The sequence below is a fragment of the Variovorax sp. RCC_210 genome (assembly GCF_041355175.1).
In the GTDB taxonomy this organism is placed as follows: Bacteria; Pseudomonadota; Gammaproteobacteria; order Burkholderiales; family Burkholderiaceae_C; genus Variovorax.
This window is the reverse complement of record NZ_JBFUPJ010000017.1, coordinates 51769-75844: the sequence shown is the minus strand read 5'-3', so window position 1 is coordinate 75844 and position 24076 is coordinate 51769. Positions and strand designations below refer to the sequence as shown.

Below are 24076 nucleotides of genomic sequence, written 5' to 3'. Positions count from 1 at the left end.
AGAGAACGGCGCCTAGCGCGTCAGCCGCGCTGCCCCACCACCCGCGCGATCCAGGCCAGCAGCACCGCCTCGACCTCGTCGCGGTTGGTCTCGTTCAGCGTCTCGTGGCGCGCGCCGCCGAACACGTGGCACGACACATCGCGCAGCCCCGCCGCACGGTAGCGCTGCACCAGCGGATAGAACCACTCGGCCTTGTTGCTCACCGGGTCCTCGTCGCCCACGAACAGGTACAGCGGCAGTTCGGGCCGGATGCGCGCGCGCATCGCCTCGGGCGTCAGCTCGGCCAGGTCCGCGAACATCGAGCCCATGCCTTCGGCCGACACCGTGAAGCCGCACAGCGGATCGGCGATGTAGGCATCGACCTGGACCGGGTCGCGGCTGAGCCAGTCGAAGGGCGTGCGAACCTCGGGCAAGGCGGCGTTCATGTCCTCGAGCTTGAAGCCCGACTGCAAGGCGGCGCCCAGCAGGTCGAGCGCCGAGGTGCCCGAGAGCACCGCGCCCGAGAGCAGTTCGCTGTGCTTCGCCAGGTAGTACTGCGTGGCGAAGGAGCCCATGCTGTGGCCCAGCAGGATCAGCGGCAGCCCCGGGTGCACGCCGCGCACGTGGCCGCTCAGCAGCGCCATGTCGTCCACCAGCCCGGCGAAACCGCGCGGGCCGAACTCGCCCAGCTCGCCGCGTTCGGACGCGCCCTTGCCGTGGCCGCGGTGCTCGTTCGAATACACGACGTAGCCGGCCTGGACCAGCGATTCGGCCAGGTGCCTGTAGCGCAGCGAATGCTCGCCCATGCCGTGCGCCAGCTGCACCACGGCGCGCTGCGTGGCGCCTTGCCAGCGGTGGGCCTCCACCGTGACGCCGTCGTTGGCGCGCAGGTCGAAGTGGGTCTCGGTGATCGGCATTCGGTGCTCCGGTGGTCGGGTTGAAAGAGGGGTTGCCATCGTAGGCCGCGGTGGCGGGCGCGGGCATCAGGGGTTTCCAGCTTCAGGGGCGCGCTCGTCGCTACAGTCGCCCCAACAGACAGCCACTCCACGAAGGACGACAAGCCCATGGCCATCGGCATCACCGCAGGTTCAACCACCGCAGAGCTGGGCGCGCCCAGCTTCGTGCACGCCTTCTTCTCGACCCTGAGCGCCCATTGCGAGCCCGAGGGCTGGGGCACGCGGCTTCCGCACCTGATGAACGGGCTCTACGGCGGGCGACTCGCCTTCGCGGATGCACCCGCGGCCCTGGCGGAATTGCGCGACGCGAAAGCCACGCTGGCGGCCATCGCGCCCTCGCAGGTGGTATGGGACATCGAAGACCGCGCGGCCCGCCCGCCATGGGGCACGAACATCGCGGCGAGCATCACCAGCCTGGCGAACTACTTCGTGTCGAGCAGCGGACGCGATGTGTTCTCGGTGCTCGACGAAGCGCTGGCCGCATCGGCGCGCGAACAGCGTGACGCCGTCATCGCCTGACCTGCGGTTCGGCCCGCAATTCCGCGAATAGCGCGGCCATCTTGCGCAGCGCCGCCTCCGGCGTCGGCTCGATGTGGATCGAGCAGGCCAGCATCAGGTTCAGCTGCTGGCCAAAGTCTTCGACGGCGATGCCGGTCGCGCTTTCGCGCAGCACGCCGCCCGCGTCCTTGCCGCACGGCAGCGCGGCCTGCGCGCGGTCCGCGTAGCTGCCTTCGGGCACGCCGTAGGCCGCGACGGGAATGCCCAGGGCCACGGCGGCCCCCACCTCGAACACCGTGCCCGAATCGGGCTCCAGGCCCCTGAACGACGCCAGGTTGGCCACCACGCCGTCGGCACCGCGCAGGCGCTGCATGTTGGCTTCGTAGATCTGCTTTTCGGGGGCCTCGGCGCTTTGCGGCTGGTTGCCGTCGGCGGGCAGCAGCGCAGCGAGGCCGAGCGCATCGCAGGCCGCCGCGAGCCGCACGAAGTGCTCCCTTGCATCGGGACGAAAGACGTCGGGGCCGGCCAGGTAGATGCGCGGGCGCTGGGGTGCATGAAGGGTTTCGTCCATCCGCCAGAGCATCTTCGATTTCGGGTCTGTGCTCAACACGAACGCGTCGGCGCGCGGCGAGGAGCGTGCAATTTCTCCAGCGAATCGGGCAAGAAGTTCGCTCGAGGCGCGCGCAGCCCGTGCCGCCGCGCGGGTGCGCCGCCGCGAGGCCGAAAGCACTCAGGCGGCAGCGGCCGCCGCGCGCCGCGCTATTGCGTTTTGCAGGATCAGGCAAAAACCAAGTTCGATTCGGATACCGCCTTGCGCCCCTGCCGCGCGAAACTTCTTCCCCTGCCCGGTGCACCCGCTTCTGTGTGCGCCGCACGGCAAACGAACCGCAAGAGGAGTTTTCATCATGAGCGCAATCCAGGAAAAAGTCGTTCTCATCACCGGCGCGAGCAGCGGCATCGGCGAAGCGACCGCGCGGCTGCTTGCGCGGCGCGGTGCCAAGGTGGTGCTCGGTGCGCGGCGCACCGACCGCCTTGCGGCGCTCGTGGCCGAAATCGAGGCCACGGGCGGCACCGCGAGCTTCCAGCGGCTCGACGTCACGCACCGGCCCGACATGGAAGCCTTTGCCGAGTTCGCCCTCGAGACGCACGAGCAGATCGACGTGCTGGTCAACGCCGCGGGCGTGATGCCGATGTCGCCGCTGTGGAACCGCAAGATCGAGGAGTGGGAACTCATGATCGACGTGAACCTGCGCGGCGTGCTGCTCGGCATCGCGGCCGTGCTGCCGACCATGCAGCTGCAGGGCTGGGGCCACATCGTGAACGTGGCGCCGGTGGCCATGCAGGGCGTGTCGCCCAGCTCGGCCGTGTACCACGGCACGCAGTACGCGGTGAACGCCATTTCGGAAGGGCTGCGCCAGGAGCACGCGGGCCGCCTGCACGTGACGGTGGTGAGCCCCGACGTCAACGGCCCGGGCGATCCGCTGGCCGAGCGCATCGCGGCCAGCTACTGCCGTGAGCGCATGCGCACCCACCGGCGCATCGCGGTGCCGGTGGACGGCGTGGCCCGCTCGATTGCCGGGGCCATCGAGGGCTACGGCATCACGGCCGGCACGCTGCGCCCCGCGCCGCGGCACCGGCCGCATCCGGCGGAGTACGTTCAGTAGCCTTCAGCAGGCGTTCAGTAGGTCTTGTAGGGCAGGAACTTGCCCGACAGCACCACGTTGACGCGGTCGCCCTTGGGGTCGGGCTGGCGCTGGATGTCCATGCTGAAGTCGATGGCGCTCATGATGCCGTCGCCGAACTCTTCATGGATCAGCTCCTTGATGGTGGTGCCGTACACGCTCACGATCTCGTACCAGCGGTAGATGAGCGGGTCGGTCGGCACCGGCGTGGGCAGCGAGCCCTTGTAGGGCACCACCTGCAGCCACTTCTGTTCCTCGGCGGTGAGGCCGAAGATCTTGCCGACCGTCCTGGCCTGCTTGTCGTCGAGCGTCATCTGGCCGAGGCAGGCTGCGGTGGTCCACTCCTTCGACTGGCCGACCTTGCGTGCCACGTCGGCCCACTGGATGCCCTTGCTCACCTTGACGGTGATGATCTTCTCGGTGACGTCGTTGCGGTTCATGCGGTCTCCTGTTTGAACGGGGGCAGTCAAGCAACTGCTGTGCCGGGGGTCTTGCTCCCTCTCCCGCAAGCGGGAGAGAAAACAACGCGGGTCAGCGCTCCCAATGGAACTTGCGCTCCGACTCGGCGATCGCCTGGTCGTTGATGCTCGCGTAGCGCCGTTGCATCAACCCGTTCTCCGCGAACTCCCAGTTCTCGTTGCCATGGCTGCGAAACCATTGCCCGGCCGCGTCGTGCCATTCGTACTCGAAGCGCACCGCGATGCGGTTGTCCATGAAGGCCCAGAGCTGCTTCTTCAGCCGGTAGTCGTGCTCGCGCTCCCACTTGCGCGTGAGGAACTCGACCACCTGCTCGCGCCCGTCGACGAAGTCGGCGCGGTTGCGCCACTCGGTGTCGGGCGTGTAGGCCAGGCTCACGCGCACGGGGTCGCGCGTGTTCCAGGCGTCTTCGGCGGCCTGGACTTTCCTGGTGGCGGTCTCGAGGGTGAAGGGCGGCAGCGGCGGGCGGGATTCCATGGCGGTCTTTCTGAGAAGGAAGTGAGGTGAACCGGAGCGAAATGAACCGGGGCGGGATGAAGAAATCGACAAGCGAATGCGGCGCAATGTGCCACATGTAGACAGACCTGTCTACATGCCTACAATCGCGGCATGGACATCTCCACCCTCGCCTCGCTCCCCGCGCGCGAACGCATCCTGCTGACGGCGCACGACCTGTTCTATGCCGACGGCATCCGCGCCACCGGCATCGACCGCGTCATTGCGGCCTCGGGCGTCACCAAGGTCACGTTCTACCGGCACTTCCCCTCGAAGGACGACCTGGTGCGCGCCTTTCTCGACCACCGCCACGGCCTGTGGATGGCGTGGTTCGTCGATGCGCTGGGCCGGCGCGGCGCGCAGGAGCGCATCGGCAACGGACAGCCACAGCACGCGCTGCCGGTGCTGGCCGACGCCATGGCCGAGTGGTTCGCCGACCCGGCGTTTCGCGGCTGCGCGTTCATCAACTCGGTGGTGGAGGTCGGCAACAGCGTGGCGGGCGCGAGCGACATCGCGCGCGAGCACAAGCGCGAGATGGTCGAGGTCATCGCCGGCCTGCTGCCGGAGGCGCTCGCGGGCCCGCAGCGCACGGCCATCGCGCAGGCGGCCGCGCTGGGCATCGACGGCGCCATCGTCAAGGCGCAGATGGGCGGCGCGGCACAGGCGCGCGAGGCGGTGGACGACCTGCGCCGGCTGCTGCAGGCGCTGGGTGCGTCGCTGGTGCCCGCCGCACCGGCCACGGCGTGACGCCGCCCGAGCGGTAGCAGCCGGCGCCTTCGCTACCATCGAGCGCCGCCACTTTCCTCCCACCCCAACCGATGGTTTCTCCGCGTCTCCCCTCGACCCAGGGCCTGCAGGCTTTCGAGGCCGTCGCGCGGCTGCGCAGCGTGAACCTGGCGGCAGAGGAGCTCAGCGTGACGCCCAGCGCGGTGAGCCATCGCATCCGCCAGCTCGAGCTGCTGCTGGGCCTGAAGTTCTTCGCGGGCAGCGACTTCAGCCTGAGCGCCGACGGCATGGCCTACCTGGCGCGGGTGCGCGAAGCCATCGCGGCGCTGCAGCAGGTGCCGGGGCGCGAGCCCGCTTCGCAGGTGCGGCGGCTGCGCGTGGCGGTCACGCCCACCTTCTCGCGCCAGATGCTGCTGCCGCGGCTGGCGCGCTTTCGCGATGCGTACCCCAACATCGAGCTGATGCTGCAGGTGACCGCGCCGGTGCGCAACACCACGGTGGAAGAGGCCGACATCGAGCTGCGCTTCGGCACCGGGCCGTTCCACGACCGCGAGTTCTTCCAGCTGCTGGCCGACGAGGTCTCGCCGGTGTGCAGCCCCGCCTACCTGAAACGCCACGGCCCCTTCGACGGCTTCGCGACCGATGCCGAGGTGTCGCGCGCGCAGCTGCTGCGCACGCCGCTGGAGTCGTGGCGCACCTGGTTCAAGGCCTGCGGCATCGGCCTGCCCGAGCCGGCCACGGGCCACCAGTTCAACGACCTGGGGCTGGCGCTCGACGCGGCGGCCGAAGACTTCGGCGTGGTACTGATGCACCTTCGCCTGGGCAGCGCCTGGCTGGACAACGGACGGCTGGTGCGGCTGTCGGCGCGCAGCGTGCCCTCGCCCAACGCGTACTTCCTGTGCTGGCGGCCGGGCGCGATGGAGCGCTGGGAGTGCGCGACCTTCGTGGAGTGGCTGCGCGAGGCGCTGCGCGACTGAACCGGCGCACGGCCAACGGGCAGCCGAGGTTTATCCGACTTGCAGCCCGGGAGCTGAATTTATTTCAGTTGCCCCGCAGGCTTTTTTCAGATGGCCCCCGAAGGGCCCTGCCGATAATGGCCGGTTCGCCCCCGCCTTCCCAACAAAGACCAGCCAGGAGACAGCCGTGTCCGACCTTTCCAAGATCACCAGCATCGAAGACCTGCGGGTGATCGCCAAGCGCCGCGTGCCCAAGATGTTCTACGACTACGCCGACTCCGGCGCTTGGACCGAAGGCACCTACCGCGCCAACGAAAGCGACTTCCAGAAGATCAAGCTGCGCCAGCGCGTGGCCGTGAACATGGAAGGCCGCTCGCTGCGCACCACCATGGCCGGCCAGGAAACCGCCATGCCCGTGGCCATCGCGCCCACCGGCCTCACCGGCATGCAGCACGCCGACGGCGAGATCCTGGGCGCGCGCGCGGCCAAGGCCTTCGGCATTCCGTTCACGCTGTCGACCATGAGCATCTGCTCGCTCGAAGACATCGCCGAGCACACCGGCCGCCACCCGTTCTGGTTCCAGCTCTACGTCATGAAGGACCGCGACTTCATCGAGCGCCTGATCGAGCGCGCCAAGGCCGCCAACGTGACCGCGCTGCAGCTCACGCTGGACCTGCAGATCCTGGGCCAGCGCCACAAGGACATCAAGAACGGCCTCACCGCGCCGCCCAAGCCGACGATCAAGAACCTGATCAACCTCGCGACCAAGCCGCGCTGGTGCATGGGCATGCTGGGCACCAAGCGCCGCACCTTCGGCAACATCGCGGGCCATGCCAAGGGCGTGAAAGACCTGTCGTCGCTGTCGTCGTGGACGGCCGAGCAGTTCGACCCCGCGCTGAGCTGGGCCGACGTGGAGTGGATCAAGAAGCTCTGGGGCGGCAAGCTGATCCTGAAGGGCGTGATGGACGTGGAAGACGCGCGCCTCGCGGCCTCCAGCGGCGCCGACGCGCTCATCGTGTCGAACCACGGCGGGCGCCAGCTCGACGGCGCCCCCTCTTCCATCGCGGCGCTGCCGGCCATCGTCGACGCGGTAGGCACCGAGATCGAGGTGTGGATGGACGGCGGCATCCGCAGCGGGCAGGACGTGCTCAAGGCCCGCGCGCTGGGCGCGCGCGGCACGCTCATCGGCCGCAGCTTTCTCTACGGGCTGGGCGCCCACGGCCAGGAAGGCGTGACGCGCGCGCTCGAAATCATCCGCAAGGAACTGGACATCACCATGGCCTTCTGCGGGCGCACGAACATCGACGACGTGGACTCGAGCATCCTGCTGCCGGGCACGTTCTAAAGTGCCGCCGTGACAGGCGCCTGAAGGCACATGCAGGGGCCCGAAGGCCACTTCGGGGGTAGGCCGATGCGGTGCCGGCTGACACGCCCCACCCCCATGGCGGCGCAGAATGTTTTGGCAACAACAACATTGCCCGCACGGCACAAGAAGGCACCATGAGCGCAGTCACGCCTACCCCGGGAGGCCCAGCGGCCTCCTCATCGCTTGCATCGTCCAGCACCTCCCCGCCCCACTACTCGGCCGAAGAAAAACGCCACCGCGTCTTCGCCATCATGGCGGCCTCGTCGGGCAACTTGGTCGAGTGGTTCGACTTCTACGTGTACGCGTTCTCCGCGCTGTACTTCGCGCCGGCCTTCTTCCCCAAGTCGGACCCCACCGCGCAGCTGCTGAACACCGCCGGCGTGTTCGCGGCCGGCTTCCTCATGCGGCCCATCGGCGGCTGGCTCTTCGGCCGCGTGGCCGACCGGCTCGGGCGCAAGACCTCGATGCTGATCTCCGTCACCATGATGTGCGGCGGCTCGCTGGTCATCGCGGCCCTGCCCACCTACGCGCAGATCGGCGCGTGGGCGCCCTTCCTGCTGCTGGTGTGCCGGCTGTTCCAGGGCCTGTCGGTGGGTGGCGAATACGGCACCACCGCCACCTACATGAGCGAGGTGGCGCTGAAGGGCCAGCGCGGCTTCTTCTCGTCGTTCCAGTACGTCACGCTCATCGGCGGGCAGCTGCTGGCGGTGCTGGTCATCGTGGTGCTCGAGCAGCTGCTGACAGAGGCCGAGCTGAAGTCCTTCGGCTGGCGCATTCCCTTCGTCATCGGCGCCATTGCCGCGGTGGTGGCGCTGCTGCTGCGCCGCACGCTGCACGAAACGCAGAGCGCGGAGGCCAAGGCCAACAAGGAGGCCGGCAGCATGGCCGCGCTGTTCAAGCACCACACGCCGGCCTTTCTCACGGTGCTGGGCTACACGGCCGGCGGCTCGCTCATCTTCTACACCTTCACCACCTACATGCAGAAGTACCTGGTGAACACGGTGCACCTGCCGATCAAGACCGCCAGCTACGTGATGACGGGCGCGCTGTTCGTCTACATGTGCATGCAGCCGGTGTTCGGCGCGCTGTCCGACCGCATCGGGCGGCGCAACAACATGCTGTTGTTCGGCGGCCTGGGCGCGCTGACCACGGTGCCCATCCTGACGGCGCTGCAGCACACCACGAGCCCGGTGCTGGCCTTCGTGCTGATCATCGTGGCGCTGGCCATCGTGAGCTTCTACACGTCGATCAGCGGCATCGTGAAGGCCGAGATGTTCCCGCCCGAGGTGCGCGCGCTGGGCGTGGGGCTGGCCTACGCGGTGGCCAATGCCATCTTCGGCGGCTCGGCGGAGTACGTGGCGCTGGGGCTCAAGTCGCTGGGCCACGAGTCGGCGTTCTTCTGGTACGTGAGCGCCATGATGGTGCTGGCCTTCGTGGTGAGCCTGCGCCTGCCGCGCCAGGCGAGCTACCTGCATCACGACCACTGAGCCGGTTAAGCCCCTCTGTTCGGCCAATTCAATCGCCGCACCGGGGGACATACTTCGGGCCTCCGAGGGCTAGGCGCGCGAAGAGGCGTGAAGAGGCATGAAGTCAAAGTTGGAAACCGCGGCGGTGTATGGCACCGCCGTACTCATTGGCGGCGCGTTGATCGGCGTGTTCGCGGCCTACCCGCCGCTCACGCCCGGGGACTGGGCCGAGTGGGCGCAGGCCTTCGGCTCGGTCGCGGCCATCGGACTGGGGCTGTGGGCGGTGCAGCGCCAGCGCTGGCTCGAGGCCCGGCGTGACGCGGCCATGGCCGCGGCGGCGCGCCTCGCACTGCACCAGGGCGCGCTGCAACTGATCGGCGCGGTCTACGCGGTGGCCGAGAAGGTCAAGTCGCACCAGGACGAAACCGCGCTCGACCTGCTGCATCTTTCGCTCGAACTCGAAGGCGTGACCTCGGCCCTGGCGGCGGTGGACCCGCTGCGCTTCGACATGCCGCGCGCCATCGACGCGCTGCTGATGGCGCAGGCGGCTTCACGCAAATTGCTGGCGCACCTGCAGCGCGCGTACGACCTGTCGCTGGACGGGCGCGGCCACAAATGGGCGCCGGTGAAGGAATTCGCCGAGCAGGCGAGCGAAGCGGTCAAGCCGCCGATGGAAGCCTTCCGCAACGAACTGGCGCAGGCGCAGCAGGCTTCGGTGCCTGCCTGAATCTTTTCCGCGACTTGCCTGGTTGCCTATTCGGCGCCGAGGCGTTCGGCGACTTCGTGCTTGCCGAGCCCCCGCACCGCGGCCAGGCTTTCCAGCTGCGCCGCCCGGGGCCTGGCCTTGCCCTGCTCCCAGTGGTAGATCGTCTGGCCCGACACGCCCACCAGCTTTCCGTAGGACGCCGCTGAAATACCCAGCTTGGTGCGGTGCGAGGCCAGCCGCCCCGCGCTGAAGCGCCGCTTGGTGGCGCCGTCGCCTTCATGCGCCTCATCGCCCGCACCGCTCGCCTCGCTAGCGCGGGCACTGCGCGTGGCCCCCTTGGCCACGCTGCGCAGTTCCTTTTCCAACGCACTCACCTGCCGGCGCAACGCGGCAATGGCCGCGCGATGCTGTACAGATGCCTTCTTGAGAGTCTCGATTTCCACGCGCACTTCCTTGCGGGCGACACGTGAAATCTCGGATTTAAGGATCGATGCAATGTTTGGCATGCTGGGCATTGTGCCCAGCAATTGTGAACACAAGAAAAGATTGTTGAATTCAAAGGAATTCAAACTTGAATCTTTTGATTACATGAAAGCGAATTGCACGAGCATCTCTTTTGCCCAGTACGCAATTCGCTTCTGGCCCGCCAGGGTCAACCGATCAGGCAATCAACCCATCGAGCCATCAATCCGCATACACGCCGGCCGCCTTGATGATCGGCGTCCACTTCGCAATCTCGTCGATCACGAACTTCTTGTGCCCCGCGGGCTCGATGCGCCCGTCGGTCGCCACCACGGCGCCCAGCAGCTCTTCGCGGCGGATGAAGTCCGGGTCTTTCAGCGCCACCTTCAGCGCGTCGTTGAGCTTCTTCAGCACCGGCGCGGGCGTGCCCTTGGGCGCGTAAAGGCCGTGCCAGATGGTGACCTGGAAGTTCTTCAGGCCGGCCTCGTCGAGCGTGGGCAGGTCTTTCAGCAGCGGCAGCGTCAGGCGGTGCGGCGTGGTCACCGCATAGGCCTTCACCTTGCCGCCCTGGATCTGCGGCGTGGTGTTGGTGGTCTGGTCGCACAGCAGGTCGATCTGCCCGCCGATCAGGTCGGTGATGGCGGGCGCCGTGCCCTTGTAGGGCACGGGCGTCATCTCGGTCTTGGTGGCGCTCTGGTACAGCAGGCCGCACAGGTGCGATGCCGAGCCCACGCCCGCGTTGCCGATGTTGATCTTGCCCTTGTTGGCCGCGATCCAGCTGCTCAGCTCCTTGTAGTTGGTGGCCGGAATGCTGGGCTTGGCGATGAGCGTCATCGGCACGTCGTTGACGATGCCCAGGTATTCGAAATCGGTCTCGACCTTGAACGGCACGTTGCGCACCAGGCTGGGCACGGTCGCCATGGCGATGTGGTTCAGCAGCAGGGTGTAGCCGTCGGGCGTGGCGCGCGCCACCTTGGCCGCGCCGATGGAGCTGCCCGCGCCGGGCACGTTGTCGATGATGACGGTGCCGCCGCCCAGCGGCTTGCGCAGCGCCTCCGCCAGGTCGCGCGCCACGCGGTCGGTGGGGCCGCCGGCCGCGAAGGGCACGATGATGGTGATCGACTTGCTACCCGGAAAGTCCTGGGCCTGCGCGTGCATGGCGCCCAGCGAGGCAGCGGCAATGGCTGCGAGGGCGAACAGTTTTTTCATGAAGTCTCCGTAGGTCTTGAAAAGGAAATGGTGAAAGTCAGTTAGGCGCGCGCGGGCACGCCCTCAAGGTGCGCGCGCCGGCACGCGGCTTTCCAGCGCGGGCGGTTGCCACGCGGGCTGGATGTGGCAGCCGTTCTTGCCGTCGGTGTCATAGCGCGGCGCCAGCGCCTTGCAACGCTGCGCGAGGCCTTCGGGCGTGGGCTTGTCGCCCTTGTCGATCCAGTCGAGCAGCGCGGCGAAGAGCGCGGGGTATTCGGAGTCGCTCAGGTAGCTGTGCTCGCGCTCGTTGCTGAAGCTCTGCACCAGCAGGTCGCCGGTGCCGGCCGCGTCGCGGATGCGGCGGTACGAATGCTCCAGCTCCACGAAGGCGGTCGGGTCGTCGATGGCGTGCAGGCCCACGGTGGGCAGCGCGGTGCGCCCGGTGGGCTGGCTGTCGGCCGCGAGCGCGCCCTTGGCCTGCGGGTCGGCCGCGTAACGCAGCACGCCGGCGTTCAGCGCGGCGTCGTCGGCCGAGCCGCTGTACACCACGCCGATGTTGCCAAAGGGGTTGCGCCCGCCGAGCCGCTTCTGCACCAGGTCCTGGAACAACCAGGTGGCCCAGGTGAGGTGGCCGAGCAGGGAGCGCTCCTGGATCTTCACGACCGAAAGAATCGTCTTCAGGTGCGCGGCCTGCTCGGGCGTGCGCTGCGCGGCGGGCAGGCCGACGCCGGTGCACGCCTTCACGCGCGCGGCAAGGTCGGCGCGCGTGAGCGTGGCGTCCAGCGGCAGGCCCATCCACAGCGGGTATTGCGGTTCGTCGGCGCGCGGATGGTTGCGGCACACGTACTGGTACACCACGCGCAGGTCGAGCCGGAAGTCGTAGGCGCTGTTGCCGCCGCCGAGCACGCCGCTGGTGAGCATCAACCCGTCGTAGGGGCTCCTGGGCTTGTCCGCGCCGCCGGCCGGCGCATACAGCTCCGCCGCTTTGGCCGCCACGCCCGCGCCGTAGCTCTGCCCATGCAGCAGCGTGCGCTGCGGCTGGCCGAATTGGCGCACGAAGAGCTGGCGCAGCCGCTCGGTGTCTTCGGCCGCCATGGTCACGCCGTAGCCGCCGCGCCGGTAGGTGGAGGCGGCCCAGGCGTAGCCGGCCTTCACGGTGACGGCCCAGCGCTTGAGGTCTTCCTCGCTGCGTTCGAGCTTGGGCGGCCCGGTCTCGGGGCCGCCGTGCGCGTGCATGACGAGCACGCCGCGGTTCCAGTCCTTCGGAATCGCGATCCAGTAGAGCGCGCCAGTGCCGTCTTCACCGGTGTAGCAGCGCGCGGTGTCCGGCACGGGCGACGGGCAGGCCGCCGGCTTCGGCGCGCCGGGCGCCGCGTGCGCGGACAGCAATGGCGCCATGCCCAGCGCGGCGAAGGCCGCGAGGCCGCAGAGTGTTTTTTTCAATGTCGTACTCCGAGTTCCAGCGCTGCGTTCGCTCCATCGGAGGAGACGAAGGCGAGAACGCCGCTGTTGAAGATGAGGCTGCCCGGGCGGCCGGCGTCGGCCTGCGCCACGCCCGGCACCGGCGTGTCGTAGCTCAACGTCGCGGCCGCGCCGCCCAGATTGAAACCGTTGCCGCTCACGGTCGCATCGTGGTTCTCGCCCTTGACACTGGCCAGCGCGTAGCTGCCGTCCGCCACGCCCGGCACCAGGCCCTGCTGCAGGCCGAACACGCGCAGCCCCGCGTTGGTGGCCGACTCGCGCACCAGGTGCATCGGCACGGCCACGCCGTTGACCATGCCGATCACCATCGAGCCGCTGAGCGTGCCGCCGGTGGTCACGGCGGTGCCCGTGGGCGAGGTGGTGAACACGTCGAACGATGCGCGCAAGGTGTTGTAGGCGGCGTAGCCCTTCTCGGTCTGCGTGCAGTTCGCGTCGTACACCATGAAGCCGCTCGAGACCGGGTCGCGGCAGTACTGGAAGGTGCCTGCGTTGCGCAGCCGCACCGCCAGCATCTGCGCGCTGGTGCCGCCCGTGCCCTGCTGAACGCCCACGGCGTTGAAGATGTTGGCGATCGACTTGAAATCGCCCGACACCGGAGCCGCCGAGAAGGTGTTCTGGAACGCCACCAGGGGCGCGAAGCCGCCGCCGCTGGGTGCGTTCACGCCGCCCGACAGCACGCCGCCGGCCCCGAAGCTGAACACCGCGCCGCTCTCGGCGCTCGTGTAGCTGCAGTTGCCCTCGGCAATCAGCGTGCCGGTGCGTTGCGTGCCGGCCGCGCGCTGCAGGCTCGCGTCGATGGTCACGGTGTAGGCCATGGTGGCCGGGTCGATCTGCACGCGCAGTTCTTCGCCGAAGCTGTCGCCACCCTTGTAGCTGGTGAGCAACGCGGGCAGGTTCGGGCAGGCCAGCGGGTTGCCGACCTCGGTCACGCAGTTGTAGTTGACGGCCGCGTCCAGGCTGCCGCTGCCGCGGTACTTGGGCCATGCCGGAAAGCGGCACAGCGGGCGCGTGCGGCCGTAGGTGCCGGCCACCGCGTCGACCGCGATGCCGGTGGCCGGCGCGAGCCCGCCTTCGACCCAGCCTTCGAGCGCGGCCAGCGAGTCCCAGTTGGGAATGAAGCTGCCGGTGCCGTGGCCCATGCCGGGCACGGTGTAGAAGCGCATGCCCTTGTCCACCGCGGGCTGGCCCAGCGTGGCGACCACCTGCTTGTAGTAGTCGATGGTCGAGTTGTTGCTGATCACCTCGTCGGCCAGGCCGTGCAGCATGATGAGCCGGCCGCCTCGGTCGAAGAACGGCGCCAGGTTGGGGTCGGTCGCGTCGGTGAGGTTCGACACCGCGGCCACGCGCGCGGCCTGGTCGGCAGCCGGGTTGAGCGGGTCGAAGCTGACCGAGTCAAAGGCAGCATTGCGTGTCACGAAGTACTTCATCCACTGGTCGCCGGTGACGAACACGTTGGCGTCCCGCGTGGTGGCCTTGGTGCCAAGGTCGCGCGTGGTGAACGGGCCGGCCACCAGCGTGCCTTCGAGGATGTTGTAGCCGCCCGCGCGCTTCACGCCGTTGGCCAGCGCGTAGTTCGTGAAGTCCAGCGGGTTCTCGATGGCGCGCACGGTGTCCAGCTGCTCCTTCGACAGGCAGGTGGGGCCCGTGTCCAGCCCGCCGGGGCAGGCCAGCGAGGCCAGGATCTGCGTGTTCAGCTGGCGGCAGCTTTCCACGTTGCTCACGATGCGGTCGGCCGCGCCGTCGAGCTTGTCGCAGGCGTCCATGGCGGTCTTCTGCACCAGCAGCGTCTTGGCCAGGCTTAGCCAGCCGACGGCGCCGTTGCCGTACAGCGCGCGCCCCACCGCCACGTTCGACAGCCGCGTGCCGGTGTAGTTGAGCGCGGGCTCGTTGGCGATCACGCCGTCGTAGTCCAGCGGCCAGCGCTGGATGTAGCTGAGCGCGTCGCGCCCGCCGGTGGAAGTGCCCAGGAAGTAGGCGTGCTTCGGCTTGACCGCGTAGCGCGCGAACACCAGCGCCTGCGCCACGTCGCGCGTCTTCTTGAGCGACTGGCCGCCGTAGTTGGCCAGCTGCTCGTCGTTGGCCGCGAACCGGCCGTCGGTGATGCTGCCCGACTGGTGGCCCGAGTCGTCGCCGTAGGTGGCATAGCCCAGCGCCAGCGGCGCGGGCTTGCCGGCGGGGCCGAAGCGGATGACCTCGGTGCCGTCGATGAGCACGCCGTCGAAGCCGCCGCCGCCGAAGTGAATGGTCTTCTGGTTCCACTGCTCGGGCAGGTTCACCGCGAAGTTGATGGACTGCGACGCGGGGTCCACCGGCTGGATGGTGCCGCGCACGCGGCAGTAGTCGCCCAGCGTGTTCCCCACGTCGCCCGCGGCCACGGGCGTGGCGCTGGTGACGGTGGCGCCCTGCGTGGGCAGGCTGATGGCCGAGGCGGGCAGGCTCTTGCCGGCGAGGTCGGCGCAGGACACGACGGGCAGCACCGGCAGCACAGGCGGGGGCGACACGTTGTCCGGCGGATCGTCGGCAGGCGGATTCACGTCGGGGGGCGTGTTGCCGCCCGTGGCTGGCGAGGTCGGCAGGAAGAAGCCGGCACCGCCTCCCCCTCCCCCACCGCCGCCGCCACAGGCGGCAAGGACCAGCGAGACGCCGATGGCGCCAAGAACGACACGAAACCTGGGTGCGGGGCGCTGTATGCGCATGAATTTGTCTCCGGCAGGCAGCCTCGGCGGGCTGCTTTTTTGAATGGGCGGCCGGACGATAGATTCACGAGTGACTTAGGGTCAAATAAAATAACAAGGCACTTCCGATACGAAAAAAATATGAGAGACACATGGACATCCGTGCACTGAGGTACTTCGCCGCCGTGGCCGAAACCGGCCACATGACGCGCGCGGCCGAGCAGCTGGGCATCCAGCAGCCGCCGCTGAGCCAGCAGGTCAAGGCGTTGGAACGCGAGCTGGGCGTGCTGCTGTTTCGCCGGCATCCGCGCGGCGTGGCGCTCACCGACGCGGGCCGCCTGTTCCAGGCCGAGGCGCTGCGCATGCTGCAGGACATGGACGCCATGAAGCAGCGCATGGCGCGCGTGGCCACCGGCCAGTCGGGCACGCTGGCCGTGGGCTTCACCAGCTCGGCCGCGGCGCACCGCTTCATGCCCCAGGCGCTGCGCGCCTTTCGCCGCGACTACCCGTCGGTGGAGCTGCAGCTTCGCGAGGACAACGCCGCCGAGCTCACCGAGGCGCTGGCCGCCGGCCGCCTGCATTGCGGCCTGCTGCGCGTGCCGGTGGCGCGGCCCGAAGGGCTGGTGTTCGAGACGCTGCTGCGCGAGCCGGTGTGGGTGGCCATGCCCAGCGACCACCGTTTTGCGCCGGCGAATGGCGCGCGGGGCAAGGCGTCCCGCCCGCTCGCGCTGGCGAAGCTGTGCGAGGAAGGCATCATCCTCGTGCGCCGCCCCGGCGCGCCCGGCCTGTACGCCGACCTGCTCGCGCTGTGCCACGCCAAGGGCCTGCGCCCGCGCGTGGTGGCCGAAGTCGACCGCATGATGACCAACCTGAACCTCGTGGCCGCCGGCGTGGGCCTGTCGGTGGTGCCGGCCTCGATGACCGGCGTGCACGCGCATGCCATTGCCTACGCGCGGCTGGCCGACGGTGGACAGCTCGACGCGCCGCTCACGCTGGTGTCGCGCGCCGAGGAAGACAACCTGCCCGCGCAGCACTTCGCTGCACTGCTGCGCCGGCTTGCGATCGAGAATCCGGGGTCATGAGCCTGCTTCGGCGTCGCCGTTTCATTCAACTCGCCGCACCTGCAGCCACAGCAGCAGCAGCAGCAGCAGCGGCCTGCGCCGTGCCGCTGCTGCTGCGCGCCGCGCCGGCGCTGGGCGCGAACCGCTCGGTGCGGCTGATCGTGGTGTACCCGCCCGGCGGCGTGAGCGACGGCATGGCGCGCGTGCTGGCGGAGCCGCTGGCGCAGGCGCTGGGCGCGCCGGTGCTCATCGAGAACCGGCCCGGCGCCGGCGGCAGCCTGGGCATGGACGCCCTCTCGCGCGCCGCGCCCGACGGCCGCACGCTGGCGTTCTCGGCCATCAGCCCGCTCACGCTGCATCCGTTGCTGGCGCGCGTGCCCTACGACCCGCTGCGCGGCGTGCTGCCCGTGGCCAGCGTGATGCGCACGCCGGTGCTGGTGGTGGGCACGCCCGCATTCACCGGCCGCGGCTTCGGCGAGCTCATCGCGCAGGCGCGCCAGCATCCGGGCGCGATGCGCTGGGCCAGCTCGGGCGTGGCCACCATCGGCCACATGGTGCTGGCGCAGGTGCGCATGCAAAGCCGCACCGACATCACCCACATTCCCTACCAGGGCGGCGGGCCACAGCTCAACGATGCGCTCAGCGGGCAGTTCGAGGTGCTGTCGACCAACGTGGCGGCGCAGCAGCTGCAGTACATCGAGGGCGGGCGCTTCCAGGCGCTGGCCGTGGGCTCGCCCGCGCGCATCGAGGCACTGCCGGCGGTGCCCACGCTGGCCGAGCTGGGTTTCGAGAAGGCCAACCGCGACTCGCTCTTCGGCATCTTCGCGCCCGCCCGCACGCCGGCGGCGGTGGTGCAGCGGCTGAATGCGGAGATCAACCGCGTGCTGCGAAGCGATGCAGTGCTGGAGCGGCTGCGCGGTGCGTACAACCTGCCGGCCGGCGGCAGCACGGACGACTTCGCGCACGAGATCGCCATCGACCGGCGACGCAACCGCGAGCTGGTGGCCGGGGACCGGTCGCAGTTCGATTGAGGGGCTGAACGACAGCGGCCGAGTGGCTACGCCTCGGCCACCCACAGCCGCGGATAGTCCCGCACGAAGCCGTCTTCGCTCACGCCCAGCGTGGCCGCGTAGTCGAAGCGCTTCGCCTCGTAGGCGTACTCGCCCTCGCCCGTTCGCTGGTAGCGCTGCGACAGCTCGCTGAGCACGCCGCCGCCTTCGATGTCGACCCAGGCCGCCGGCGCGTCGGCGGCCTCGCCCTGCGCCAGGTTGAGGCGGCGCAGCTGCAGCAGGTTGGTGGCGGGCGTGAAGCCCAGGTCGAGGTCCACGCAGTGCGACAGGTCGGGCACGGCCTCGTCGTTGAGCTTCCAGTGGCCGCGCGCGTCGCGGGCAATCGACAGGTCGATGGCCGCGTCGCCCAGCCAGCCGCGCACCGTGCCCCATTGCGTGTGCCAGTGCAGGTCGCAGCGCACGCGGTAGTGCAGCTGGCCGATGCGCCCGCCCTCCAGGCGGAACACGGCCGCGCCGTCGAGCTGCCAGGCCGAGGCGTTGCGTTCGAGACGGCAGGCGTCGTGACCCGGTGCGTCGAGCCTGCGCCAGAGGATGGAGGCGACGGTTTGCATGGCGCGGATGATGGCACCGGCACGCGGCGGTGCGCAAGCAATGACCCGCCGCCTTCGCAGGTGGGAGTCAGGTTCGCGGAACACGATCAGCGCCGAATGACGCCTCCCGAAGACAACCCCGCAACCGTGCTGCCGACCGAGCTTGCGCCACCGCCACCTCCGTCATCCGGGCCCGCACCGGCACCGCGCTGGCTCGGCTGGATCGACCGCGCGGCGATGCCGCTGGCCGTCGTCGTCGCGCTGCTGCTGTTCGCGCAGTGGCCGCTGCGCGACCTGGCCGATTCCGGCAGCGGGCCCACGCAGGCCAACGACCTGGCGCAGTGGCTGTTCGCGCTGTACGTGGCCGTGGCGGTGCGCCATGCGGGGCGCCGCGGCGCGCACCTGGTGGCGCGGCCGGACCTGGCCGACGACACCGCCGGGCGCCATGCGCGGTTGCGCCGCATCGGCGCGGCGCTGTGCGTGCTGCCGTGGGCGCTGTTCCTGGTCGAGACGGCCACCGTGCCGGTGGTGCGCGCGGTGATGGCGCTGGAGCTGTTTCCCGACACCTTCGACCCGGGCTATTTCATGATCAAGGTCGCGCTGCTCCTGCTGGCCGGCCTGCTGGCGGTGCAGGGCATGCTCGACCTGTGGCAGGAACTGCGCCCCGCCGCGCAACCCGAGCCACCGGAACGCCCCGGGCCGTAGATGGCCTGGACCGGACTCGCCCTGCTCGCGCTGGCCCTGGCGCTGATGATGACCACCGGCTGGCCCACCTACGCCGTGCTGCTGGGCGTGTGCACGCTGGGCGCGCTGGCCGGGCTCGCGCTGGGCGCCTTCGATGTCGCGCTGCTGCAGAACCTGCCGTGGCGCATCGTCGGCCTGCTGGAGCACGACCTGCTGCAGGCGCTGGCGCTCTATGCGCTGGTGGGCGCGCTGCTCAACCGGCTGGCGTTGGCCGGGCACCTGTACCAGGGCCTGCGCAAGCTGCTGGCCCGGGTGGCGCCGCGGGCCGCGCCCGAGCTGGCCGGCATGGTGCTGGGGCTGATGCTGGCGCCCATGAACGGCTCGGTCGGCGCCAGCCTGCTGACGCTGGCGCGCACCGCCGGCACGGGCTGGGCACGCGAAGGCCTGCCCGCGGCGCAGCGCACCGCGCTCGTGGCCGTGACCAGCACGCTGGGCGTGATCGTGCCGCCCTCGCTGGTGTTGCTGCTGCTGGGCGATGCCATGCTGCGCGCGCACACCGAGGGCGTGAACATGGCCCGCGCGCTCTCGCTCCCCTCCGCCAGCGCCGCCCAGCGCATCGTCGATACGCAAGACATCCTGCAGGCCGCGCTGGTGCCGGCCGCGGCGCTGCTGCTCGGCTGGCTCGCGGTGGCGTGGTGGGGCGCGCGGCGCAAGCCCCGGCCGCGCGTGCCGGCCGAGGCACGGGAGCCGCTGTCCCGCCCGGAGGGCTGGACGGTGCTGCTGGTACCCCTGCTGATCGGCGCGCTGCTGGTGCTGGTCACGCTGGGCCGGGTGCGCGCGGTCGAGGGCGCGGCCACCGCCTGCGTGCTGCTGCTGGGCTGGGGCGCGGTGTCGCGCCAGCTCACGCGCCCCGTGCTGTGGCAGGTGCTGGACGACGCCATGGCGCTCACCGGCGCGCTCTATGCGCTGCTGGCGGCGGCCACCACCTTCTCGCTGCTGCTGCGCGGCTTCGGCACCGACGGGCTCGTGGCGCGGCTCATGCTGTCGCTGCAGGGCCATCCGATGCTCGGCCTGGCGGCGGTGCTGGCCGTGCTGCTGGCCTGCGCCTTCGTGCTCGATGCCTTCGAGCTGATCTTCCTGGTCGTGCCCATCGTGATGCCGCCGGTGCTCGCGCAGCTGGGCGACGCGGCCTGGATCGCCACGCTCACGCTGCTGGTGCTGCAGGCCGGCTTCCTGCTGCCGCCCTTCGGCTACGCGCTGGTGCTGGCGCGCGGGCAGGTGGCGCCGCGCCCGCCGCTGGCCGGCATCGCGCGTGCGCTCGCGCCCTACCTGGGTGTGCTCGCCGGCGTCACGGCGCTGGTGATGGCCGTGCCCGCGACCACGCACTGGCTGCGCGGCGCGCCCACCGCGCTGGCGCCCGACCAGCCGATGAGCGACGAGGCGGTGGACAAGCTGATGCGCGAGATGGCACCGCCGGACGCGGCCGACGGCAGCGCGCCGCCCGACGAAAAATAGCCCCGGGGGCGTGCCGCACAATGCGCGCCACATGACCTTCAAGCTCCCCGCGGCGTGTGCGCTGCTCTTGCCTCCAACGTTCGCGCTGCTCCTGTGCGCCTTGCACCTCGGCACCGCCCGCGCCGCCGCCCTGCAGGACGGCGACATCGTCTTCCACACCTCGCGCTCCGCCCAGAGCGTGGCCGTGCAGCGCGCCACCGGCTCGCGCTACAGCCACATGGGCATCGTGCTGATGCGCGGCGGCAAGCCCTATGTGTTCGAGGCGGTGCAGACCGTGCGCTACACGCCGCTGGCGCAATGGACGGCGCGCGGCAACGGCGGGCACTACGTCGCGAAGCGGCTGCGCAATGCCGACACGCTGCTGACACCCGGCGCCGTCGCGCGCCTGCATGCGAAGACCAGCGACTTCGAAGGCCGCCCCTACGACCTCACCTTCGAGTGGTCGGACGGGCGCATCTACTGCTCCGAGCTGGTGTGGAAGCTTTACCAGCGCGCGCTGGGCGTGCGCATCGGCGAGCTGCAGAAGATCCGCGAGTTCAACCTGGCCGACCCGGCCGTGCGCGCCAAGATGCACGAGCGCTACGGCGACAAGGTGCCCATGGACGAGCCCGTGATCTCGCCCGTGGCCATGTTCGACTCGCCGCTGCTGAAGACCGTGGAAACACGCTGAAACCAGCGCCACCGCGCATTCCCCCGCGTGGGCAGAACGGCCCGAGCCGGGAGACAATTGTTTCCGTGAGTTCCCCGACGCCGTCACCCCCCATCCGCCGCATCGCGCACCTCGACATGGACGCCTTCTACGGCTCCGTCGAACTGCTGCGCTACCCGCAGCTCAAGGGCGAGCCGGTGGTCATCGGCGGCGGCCGCCGGCGGGTGGACGAGGCCATTCGCGACCTGCCCGAAGGCGGCACGCTGGCCGACATTCCCGTCGACGCCTTTCCCCGGCTGAAGGACTACACCGGCCGCGGCGTGATCACCACCGCCACCTACCCCGCGCGCCAGTTCGGCGTGGGCTCGGCCATGGGGCTCATGAAGGCCGCCAAGCTGTGTCCGCAGGCCATCATCCTGCCGGTGGACTTCGACGAATACCGGCGCTATTCGCGCGCCTTCAAGCAGGTGATCCTCGAGGTGGCGCCGCTCATGGAAGACCGCGGCGTGGACGAGGTCTACATCGACTTCACCCACGTGCCCGGCGGCCAGCGCGACGGCGGCCGCTCGCTGGCGCGGCTGCTGCAGAAGGCCATCCTCGACGCCACGGGCCTCACCTGCTCCATCGGCGTGGCGCCCAACAAGCTCATTGCCAAGATGGCGAGCGAGTTCGAGAAGCCCAACGGCATCTCGGTGGTGTACGAGCACGACCTGCAAAGCCGCATCTGGCCGCTGCCCTGCCGCAAGGTGAACGGCATCGGCCCCAAGGCCGACGAGAAGCTCAAGCGCTTCGGCATCGAGACCGTGGGCCAGCTGGCGGCGCACGAGCGCGACTGGCTCATCGCCAACTTCGGCAAGGCCACCGGCGCGTGGATGCACGAGGTGGCCTGGGGCCGCGACGACCGGCCCGTGGTGACCGAGAGCGAGCCGGTGTCCATGAGCCGCGAGACCACCTTCGAACGCGACCTGCACGCGGTGCGCGACCGCGCGGAGCTGGGCGCGATCTTCACGCAGCTGTGCGAGAAGGTGGCAGAAGACCTGCGGCGCAAGGGCTACGTGGGCAAGACCATCGGCATCAAGCTGCGTTACGACGACTTCAGGATCGCCACGCGCGACCAGACCATCGACCGCTTCACGGCCGACGCGAAGACGATCCGCCAGACCGGCGGCCAGTGCCTGAAGCGCGTGCCGCTGGAGCGCCCGCTGCGGCTGCTGGGCGTGCGCGTGGGCGCGCTGGCCAAGGCGGACAGCGCGGAAGCGCTGGCACCGGCGGGCGCGCCGCGTGCGGCGTCGCAGGTTCAGGCCACCACGGCTTCGCTGTTCTGACCTGACCTGACCTGTCACTGCATGTTCAAACGCTGGCTGCGCCGCATCGCCTTCACTCTGCTGGGTTTGGTGGCGCTGCTCGGGCTCTACGTGGCCACGGCCTTCGCGTTGGTGCTGTGGCCTGCGAATGCGAAGCCGAGCGCCGAAGCACCCGCCGAAATACAGGCCTGGGTGCTCAGCAACGGCGTGCACACCGACTACGTGTTCCCCATCCGCTCTGCCACGGTCGACTGGTTGCAGGTGTTCCGGCTGAAGGACTTTCGCGCGCCACCGCCCGATGCCGAGTTCGTCGCCATCGGCTGGGGCGACCGCGAGTTCTACCTGAACACGCCCACCTGGGGCGACCTGACGGCGTCGCGCGCCTTCGGGGCGCTGTCGGGCGGCAACCGGGCGCTGATGCACGTGAGCTACCTGCAACGCGGCCAGCTGGCGCGTGGTGCCTACGCCCTGCCGCTGACGCAGGCGCAGTACGCGCGACTCGTCGACTACGTGCGTGCCGCCCTGCCCCAGGGCCGGGCCACGCCCATCGCTGGGGCGCACTACGACAACCAGGACGCCTTCTACGAGGCCAACGGCGGCTACAACCTCTTCGAGACCTGCAACACGTGGACCGGGCGCGGGCTGCGGCAGTCGGGTGTCACGGTCGGCCGATGGACGCCGTTCGATTTCACGGTGACCTGGCACTTGCGCGCTGCTGCGCCTTGAGATTCGTTGGCATTTTCGGGGTGCGCTTTCAGGGCGCGATCACGCCGTCGCGGTTAACCCACAGCGTGCCCAGGTGAACAGGGCGTCGGGTGCTTCCCGCAGCGAAATCAAGGAGGAGGCCGCAGGCCGGGGGACATTCGCGGAGGGAAGTACCCGGCGGCCTGTTCACACGCCCTGGACAAACGCCCCAGACACGCTCAAGGCTTCGGCACGCCCGCCGACCAGACCGGCCAATTCGAAACGATGTGGTCCACCACCCGGCTGCCAACAAGCTCGATGTTCTCCACCGTCTCGGCAAACCCGCCCGCCGTCTCGCCCGGCGCAGGGTCCAGGTGCTGCAGCGTGGTTTCCTTCGGGCTGCCCTGGTCGAAGTTGACCGCGCCGCGCAGGCTCATCACGCGGTCGGTGCCGTGGGTGCGCTTGATGACCAGGGTGATGGCGGCGGCCTCCATCTCGGTGATGACGTAGTCGTCCGCGCCGTAGAGCTTGGCGATGTACTGCGCCTGCTTCGACATGCCCGGGCCGTGGAAGAAGGTGTCGCCGGTCATGTGCGTGCCGGTGCCCACGAAGGGGGCGCGGCGCGCGGCGGCGTCGGGGTAGCGCAGGCGGTACTTGCGGGCCGACTCGGAGTCCTTGAGCGGTGTGTTGCCCGAGAGCTTCATGGCCCAGCTGACGAGGTCGGGGTTGAGCCTGAACCGGCGGTAGTCCTCGTAGCCCTTGCGCGGCATGAAGGTGGGCTCGCCGGGCTTGTTCTCTTCGGGGGCCCAGCGGTGGCCGAGGTCGTAGTCGACCAGCCAGGTGGCCCAGCTCACCTCGCCGATGGTGCCGCGCGAAGGCGGGGTGCCGGCCACGCCGGAGATGACGTAGTAGGCCTGCGAGAAATCGAGCTGCGGGTTCAGCAGGATGGCCTGCATCGACGACGACGAGTTGACCTTGCCCATGCCCAGCACCGCGCCGCACACGCCGTCGGCGTTGCAGTACACGGGCTGCAGCGCGCCGGGCACGGCGATGGGCCGGGCGCCCTTCCAGTAGCGCTCGTACCAGTGCTGGAACTCGCCGGCGCGGTCGCCGGTGTTCTGGCCGATTTCGAACATGGCGGCGACGAAGACCTTGACCTTCACGGGCGTGGCCGATGCGGGCGCTGCCGCAGGTGCCGAAGCCACCGGTGTGGACGTAGGCGTGGACGTGGACGCGCACGCGGTGAAGAGCAGCGCCGCGGCGGGCACGGCCAGCCAGCGGGCGTTGAAGGCGAAAGACGAGAAAGAAGTCATGGGGCACTCGATGGCGAAGAAAAAAGAGACGCTGTCACCAGAGCAACAAGCGCGCCCAGCGCACGGCCTGCTCTTGCGGCGTCCTACAACCCTCGATTGTCGGCGCTGGCAAAAGCGGTGTGTCATTCGCTTCATCTCACGCACCCCACCCC

24 protein-coding genes are annotated in these 24076 nt (G+C 69.6%); 14 read left to right on the top strand and 10 right to left on the bottom strand.

All coding sequences use genetic code 11. From position 1 onward, the window contains the following. Positions 1 to 20 precede the first annotated feature (20 nt). Entirely contained in the window at positions 21 to 896 is an 876-nt protein-coding gene (locus AB6807_RS33320) for a lysophospholipase (RefSeq protein ID WP_371087913.1), read from the bottom strand. Positions 897 to 1043: 147 nt separating this feature from the next. On the opposite strand from AB6807_RS33320, the gene AB6807_RS33315 reads away from it, so the two are divergent. Beyond that, positions 1044 to 1454, top strand: a complete 411-nt coding sequence (locus tag AB6807_RS33315) for an Imm70 family immunity protein (RefSeq protein ID WP_371087912.1) — start codon at positions 1044 to 1046, stop codon at positions 1452 to 1454. Here the strand turns inward: AB6807_RS33315 and AB6807_RS33310 are convergent. Next, on the bottom strand, positions 1444 to 2004 hold the full coding sequence (locus AB6807_RS33310) for a nucleoside 2-deoxyribosyltransferase (protein ID WP_371087911.1): 561 nt from the start codon (positions 2002 to 2004) through the stop codon (positions 1444 to 1446). The two genes, AB6807_RS33315 and AB6807_RS33310, sit on opposite strands and share 11 nt — an antisense overlap. A 334-nt stretch (positions 2005 to 2338) precedes the next feature. Here AB6807_RS33310 and AB6807_RS33305 point away from each other — a divergent pair, with 334 nt between their 5' ends. Next, positions 2339 to 3097 (top strand): SDR family oxidoreductase, encoded by a 759-nt coding sequence (locus AB6807_RS33305; RefSeq protein ID WP_116908348.1) that lies wholly within the window; start codon positions 2339 to 2341, stop codon positions 3095 to 3097. A 14-nt stretch (positions 3098 to 3111) separates the two neighbouring features. On the opposite strand, the gene cynS is transcribed toward AB6807_RS33305, so the two are convergent. Together cynS and AB6807_RS33295 are read right to left on the bottom strand one after the other, a co-directional pair. After that, positions 3112 to 3555 (bottom strand): cyanase, encoded by a 444-nt coding sequence (cynS, locus tag AB6807_RS33300; RefSeq protein ID WP_286513013.1) that lies wholly within the window; start codon positions 3553 to 3555, stop codon positions 3112 to 3114. A 91-nt stretch (positions 3556 to 3646) separates the two neighbouring features. Beyond that, positions 3647 to 4069 carry a nuclear transport factor 2 family protein gene (locus AB6807_RS33295; protein WP_116908350.1) on the bottom strand — a complete coding sequence of 141 codons (423 nt, stop codon included), beginning with the start codon at positions 4067 to 4069 and terminating at the stop codon, positions 3647 to 3649. Between the two features lie 132 nt (positions 4070 to 4201). Here AB6807_RS33295 and AB6807_RS33290 point away from each other — a divergent pair, with 132 nt between their 5' ends. The 5 genes from AB6807_RS33290 (at position 4202) to AB6807_RS33270 (ending at position 9328) form a co-directional block, all read left to right on the top strand. Continuing rightward, positions 4202 to 4834, top strand: a complete 633-nt coding sequence (locus tag AB6807_RS33290; protein ID WP_371087910.1) for a TetR/AcrR family transcriptional regulator — start codon at positions 4202 to 4204, stop codon at positions 4832 to 4834. A 71-nt stretch (positions 4835 to 4905) separates the two neighbouring features. Continuing rightward, on the top strand, positions 4906 to 5790 hold the full coding sequence (locus tag AB6807_RS33285) for a LysR substrate-binding domain-containing protein (RefSeq protein WP_116908352.1): 885 nt from the start codon (positions 4906 to 4908) through the stop codon (positions 5788 to 5790). A gap of 166 nt (positions 5791 to 5956) precedes the next feature. Beyond that, positions 5957 to 7114, top strand: coding sequence for an L-lactate dehydrogenase (locus AB6807_RS33280; RefSeq protein WP_371087909.1), 1158 nt, complete (start codon positions 5957 to 5959; stop codon positions 7112 to 7114). 155 nt (positions 7115 to 7269) lie between these two features. Then, the gene (locus tag AB6807_RS33275; RefSeq protein ID WP_116908354.1) at positions 7270 to 8622 is read left to right on the top strand and encodes an MFS family transporter; all 1353 of its coding nucleotides are present in this window, start codon (positions 7270 to 7272) and stop codon (positions 8620 to 8622) included. A 97-nt stretch (positions 8623 to 8719) separates the two neighbouring features. Further along, entirely contained in the window at positions 8720 to 9328 is a 609-nt protein-coding gene (locus AB6807_RS33270) for a hypothetical protein (protein ID WP_132748743.1), read from the top strand. 26 nt (positions 9329 to 9354) lie between these two features. Here AB6807_RS33270 and AB6807_RS33265 read toward each other — a convergent pair whose 3' ends face one another. The 4 genes from AB6807_RS33265 to AB6807_RS33250 all read right to left on the bottom strand — a co-directional run bounded on the left by AB6807_RS33265 (position 9355) and on the right by AB6807_RS33250 (position 15135). After that, positions 9355 to 9813, bottom strand: coding sequence for a helix-turn-helix domain-containing protein (locus AB6807_RS33265; RefSeq protein ID WP_371087981.1), 459 nt, complete (start codon positions 9811 to 9813; stop codon positions 9355 to 9357). Between the two features lie 178 nt (positions 9814 to 9991). Continuing rightward, positions 9992 to 10978 (bottom strand): tripartite tricarboxylate transporter substrate-binding protein, encoded by a 987-nt coding sequence (locus AB6807_RS33260; protein WP_116908357.1) that lies wholly within the window; start codon positions 10976 to 10978, stop codon positions 9992 to 9994. A 63-nt stretch (positions 10979 to 11041) separates the two neighbouring features. Further along, the gene (locus AB6807_RS33255; protein WP_371087980.1) at positions 11042 to 12355 is read right to left on the bottom strand and encodes an alpha/beta hydrolase family protein; all 1314 of its coding nucleotides are present in this window, start codon (positions 12353 to 12355) and stop codon (positions 11042 to 11044) included. A 41-nt stretch (positions 12356 to 12396) separates the two neighbouring features. Beyond that, positions 12397 to 15135: a tannase/feruloyl esterase family alpha/beta hydrolase gene (locus AB6807_RS33250; protein ID WP_371087908.1), complete on the bottom strand. Its 2739-nt coding sequence runs from the start codon at positions 15133 to 15135 to the stop codon at positions 12397 to 12399. A gap of 131 nt (positions 15136 to 15266) precedes the next feature. Between AB6807_RS33250 and AB6807_RS33245 the strand changes: the two genes are divergently transcribed. Together AB6807_RS33245 and AB6807_RS33240 are read left to right on the top strand one after the other, a co-directional pair. Beyond that, positions 15267 to 16196: a LysR substrate-binding domain-containing protein gene (locus AB6807_RS33245; RefSeq protein WP_371087907.1), complete on the top strand. Its 930-nt coding sequence runs from the start codon at positions 15267 to 15269 to the stop codon at positions 16194 to 16196. After that, on the top strand, positions 16193 to 17206 hold the full coding sequence (locus AB6807_RS33240) for a Bug family tripartite tricarboxylate transporter substrate binding protein (protein ID WP_371087906.1): 1014 nt from the start codon (positions 16193 to 16195) through the stop codon (positions 17204 to 17206). The genes AB6807_RS33245 and AB6807_RS33240 overlap by 4 nt, the downstream gene beginning before the upstream one ends. A 26-nt stretch (positions 17207 to 17232) precedes the next feature. Here AB6807_RS33240 and AB6807_RS33235 read toward each other — a convergent pair whose 3' ends face one another. Then, the gene (locus tag AB6807_RS33235) at positions 17233 to 17796 is read right to left on the bottom strand and encodes a putative glycolipid-binding domain-containing protein (protein ID WP_371087905.1); all 564 of its coding nucleotides are present in this window, start codon (positions 17794 to 17796) and stop codon (positions 17233 to 17235) included. A gap of 96 nt (positions 17797 to 17892) precedes the next feature. Between AB6807_RS33235 and AB6807_RS33230 the strand changes: the two genes are divergently transcribed. The 5 genes from AB6807_RS33230 (at position 17893) to AB6807_RS33210 (ending at position 22653) form a co-directional block, all read left to right on the top strand. Beyond that, a complete protein-coding gene (locus AB6807_RS33230; RefSeq protein WP_371087904.1) occupies positions 17893 to 18480 on the top strand; it encodes a C4-dicarboxylate ABC transporter substrate-binding protein in 588 nt (195 codons plus the stop codon). Continuing rightward, a complete protein-coding gene (locus tag AB6807_RS33225) occupies positions 18481 to 19974 on the top strand; it encodes a TRAP transporter large permease subunit (RefSeq protein WP_371087903.1) in 1494 nt (497 codons plus the stop codon). Between the two features lie 31 nt (positions 19975 to 20005). Next, positions 20006 to 20644, top strand: coding sequence for a YiiX family permuted papain-like enzyme (locus AB6807_RS33220; RefSeq protein WP_371087902.1), 639 nt, complete (start codon positions 20006 to 20008; stop codon positions 20642 to 20644). Positions 20645 to 20709: 65 nt separating this feature from the next. Then, the gene (locus AB6807_RS33215; protein ID WP_371087901.1) at positions 20710 to 21948 is read left to right on the top strand and encodes a DNA polymerase IV; all 1239 of its coding nucleotides are present in this window, start codon (positions 20710 to 20712) and stop codon (positions 21946 to 21948) included. Between the two features lie 21 nt (positions 21949 to 21969). Beyond that, positions 21970 to 22653, top strand: coding sequence for a TIGR02117 family protein (locus AB6807_RS33210; RefSeq protein WP_371087900.1), 684 nt, complete (start codon positions 21970 to 21972; stop codon positions 22651 to 22653). 197 nt (positions 22654 to 22850) lie between these two features. Here the strand turns inward: AB6807_RS33210 and AB6807_RS33205 are convergent, their stop codons facing one another. Then, positions 22851 to 23924 carry a purine nucleoside permease gene (locus AB6807_RS33205; protein WP_371087899.1) on the bottom strand — a complete coding sequence of 358 codons (1074 nt, stop codon included), beginning with the start codon at positions 23922 to 23924 and terminating at the stop codon, positions 22851 to 22853. Between the last annotated feature and the right edge of the window lie 152 nt (positions 23925 to 24076).

Bases quoted from the DNA above. Each gene is read 5' to 3' on its own strand.
- AB6807_RS33310 (WP_371087911.1), bottom strand. From the start codon at position 2,004: ATGGACGAAACCCTTCATGCACCCCAGCGCCCGCGCATCTACCTGGCC.
- AB6807_RS33220 (WP_371087902.1), top strand. From the start codon at position 20,006: ATGACCTTCAAGCTCCCCGCGGCGTGTGCGCTGCTCTTGCCTCCAACG.
- AB6807_RS33265 (WP_371087981.1), bottom strand. From the start codon at position 9,813: ATGCCAAACATTGCATCGATCCTTAAATCCGAGATTTCACGTGTCGCC.
- cynS (WP_286513013.1), bottom strand. From the start codon at position 3,555: ATGAACCGCAACGACGTCACCGAGAAGATCATCACCGTCAAGGTGAGC.
- AB6807_RS33275 (WP_116908354.1), top strand. From the start codon at position 7,270: ATGAGCGCAGTCACGCCTACCCCGGGAGGCCCAGCGGCCTCCTCATCG.
- AB6807_RS33225 (WP_371087903.1), top strand. From the start codon at position 18,481: ATGGCCTGGACCGGACTCGCCCTGCTCGCGCTGGCCCTGGCGCTGATG.
- AB6807_RS33245 (WP_371087907.1), top strand. From the start codon at position 15,267: ATGGACATCCGTGCACTGAGGTACTTCGCCGCCGTGGCCGAAACCGGC.
- AB6807_RS33305 (WP_116908348.1), top strand. From the start codon at position 2,339: ATGAGCGCAATCCAGGAAAAAGTCGTTCTCATCACCGGCGCGAGCAGC.
- AB6807_RS33285 (WP_116908352.1), top strand. From the start codon at position 4,906: ATGGTTTCTCCGCGTCTCCCCTCGACCCAGGGCCTGCAGGCTTTCGAG.
- AB6807_RS33240 (WP_371087906.1), top strand. From the start codon at position 16,193: ATGAGCCTGCTTCGGCGTCGCCGTTTCATTCAACTCGCCGCACCTGCA.
- AB6807_RS33250 (WP_371087908.1), bottom strand. From the start codon at position 15,135: ATGCGCATACAGCGCCCCGCACCCAGGTTTCGTGTCGTTCTTGGCGCC.
- AB6807_RS33260 (WP_116908357.1), bottom strand. From the start codon at position 10,978: ATGAAAAAACTGTTCGCCCTCGCAGCCATTGCCGCTGCCTCGCTGGGC.
- AB6807_RS33255 (WP_371087980.1), bottom strand. From the start codon at position 12,355: ATGGCGCCATTGCTGTCCGCGCACGCGGCGCCCGGCGCGCCGAAGCCG.
- AB6807_RS33320 (WP_371087913.1), bottom strand. From the start codon at position 896: ATGCCGATCACCGAGACCCACTTCGACCTGCGCGCCAACGACGGCGTC.
- AB6807_RS33270 (WP_132748743.1), top strand. From the start codon at position 8,720: ATGAAGTCAAAGTTGGAAACCGCGGCGGTGTATGGCACCGCCGTACTC.
- AB6807_RS33205 (WP_371087899.1), bottom strand. From the start codon at position 23,924: ATGACTTCTTTCTCGTCTTTCGCCTTCAACGCCCGCTGGCTGGCCGTG.
- AB6807_RS33290 (WP_371087910.1), top strand. From the start codon at position 4,202: ATGGACATCTCCACCCTCGCCTCGCTCCCCGCGCGCGAACGCATCCTG.
- AB6807_RS33315 (WP_371087912.1), top strand. From the start codon at position 1,044: ATGGCCATCGGCATCACCGCAGGTTCAACCACCGCAGAGCTGGGCGCG.
- AB6807_RS33230 (WP_371087904.1), top strand. From the start codon at position 17,893: ATGACGCCTCCCGAAGACAACCCCGCAACCGTGCTGCCGACCGAGCTT.
- AB6807_RS33295 (WP_116908350.1), bottom strand. From the start codon at position 4,069: ATGGAATCCCGCCCGCCGCTGCCGCCCTTCACCCTCGAGACCGCCACC.
- AB6807_RS33210 (WP_371087900.1), top strand. From the start codon at position 21,970: ATGTTCAAACGCTGGCTGCGCCGCATCGCCTTCACTCTGCTGGGTTTG.
- AB6807_RS33235 (WP_371087905.1), bottom strand. From the start codon at position 17,796: ATGCAAACCGTCGCCTCCATCCTCTGGCGCAGGCTCGACGCACCGGGT.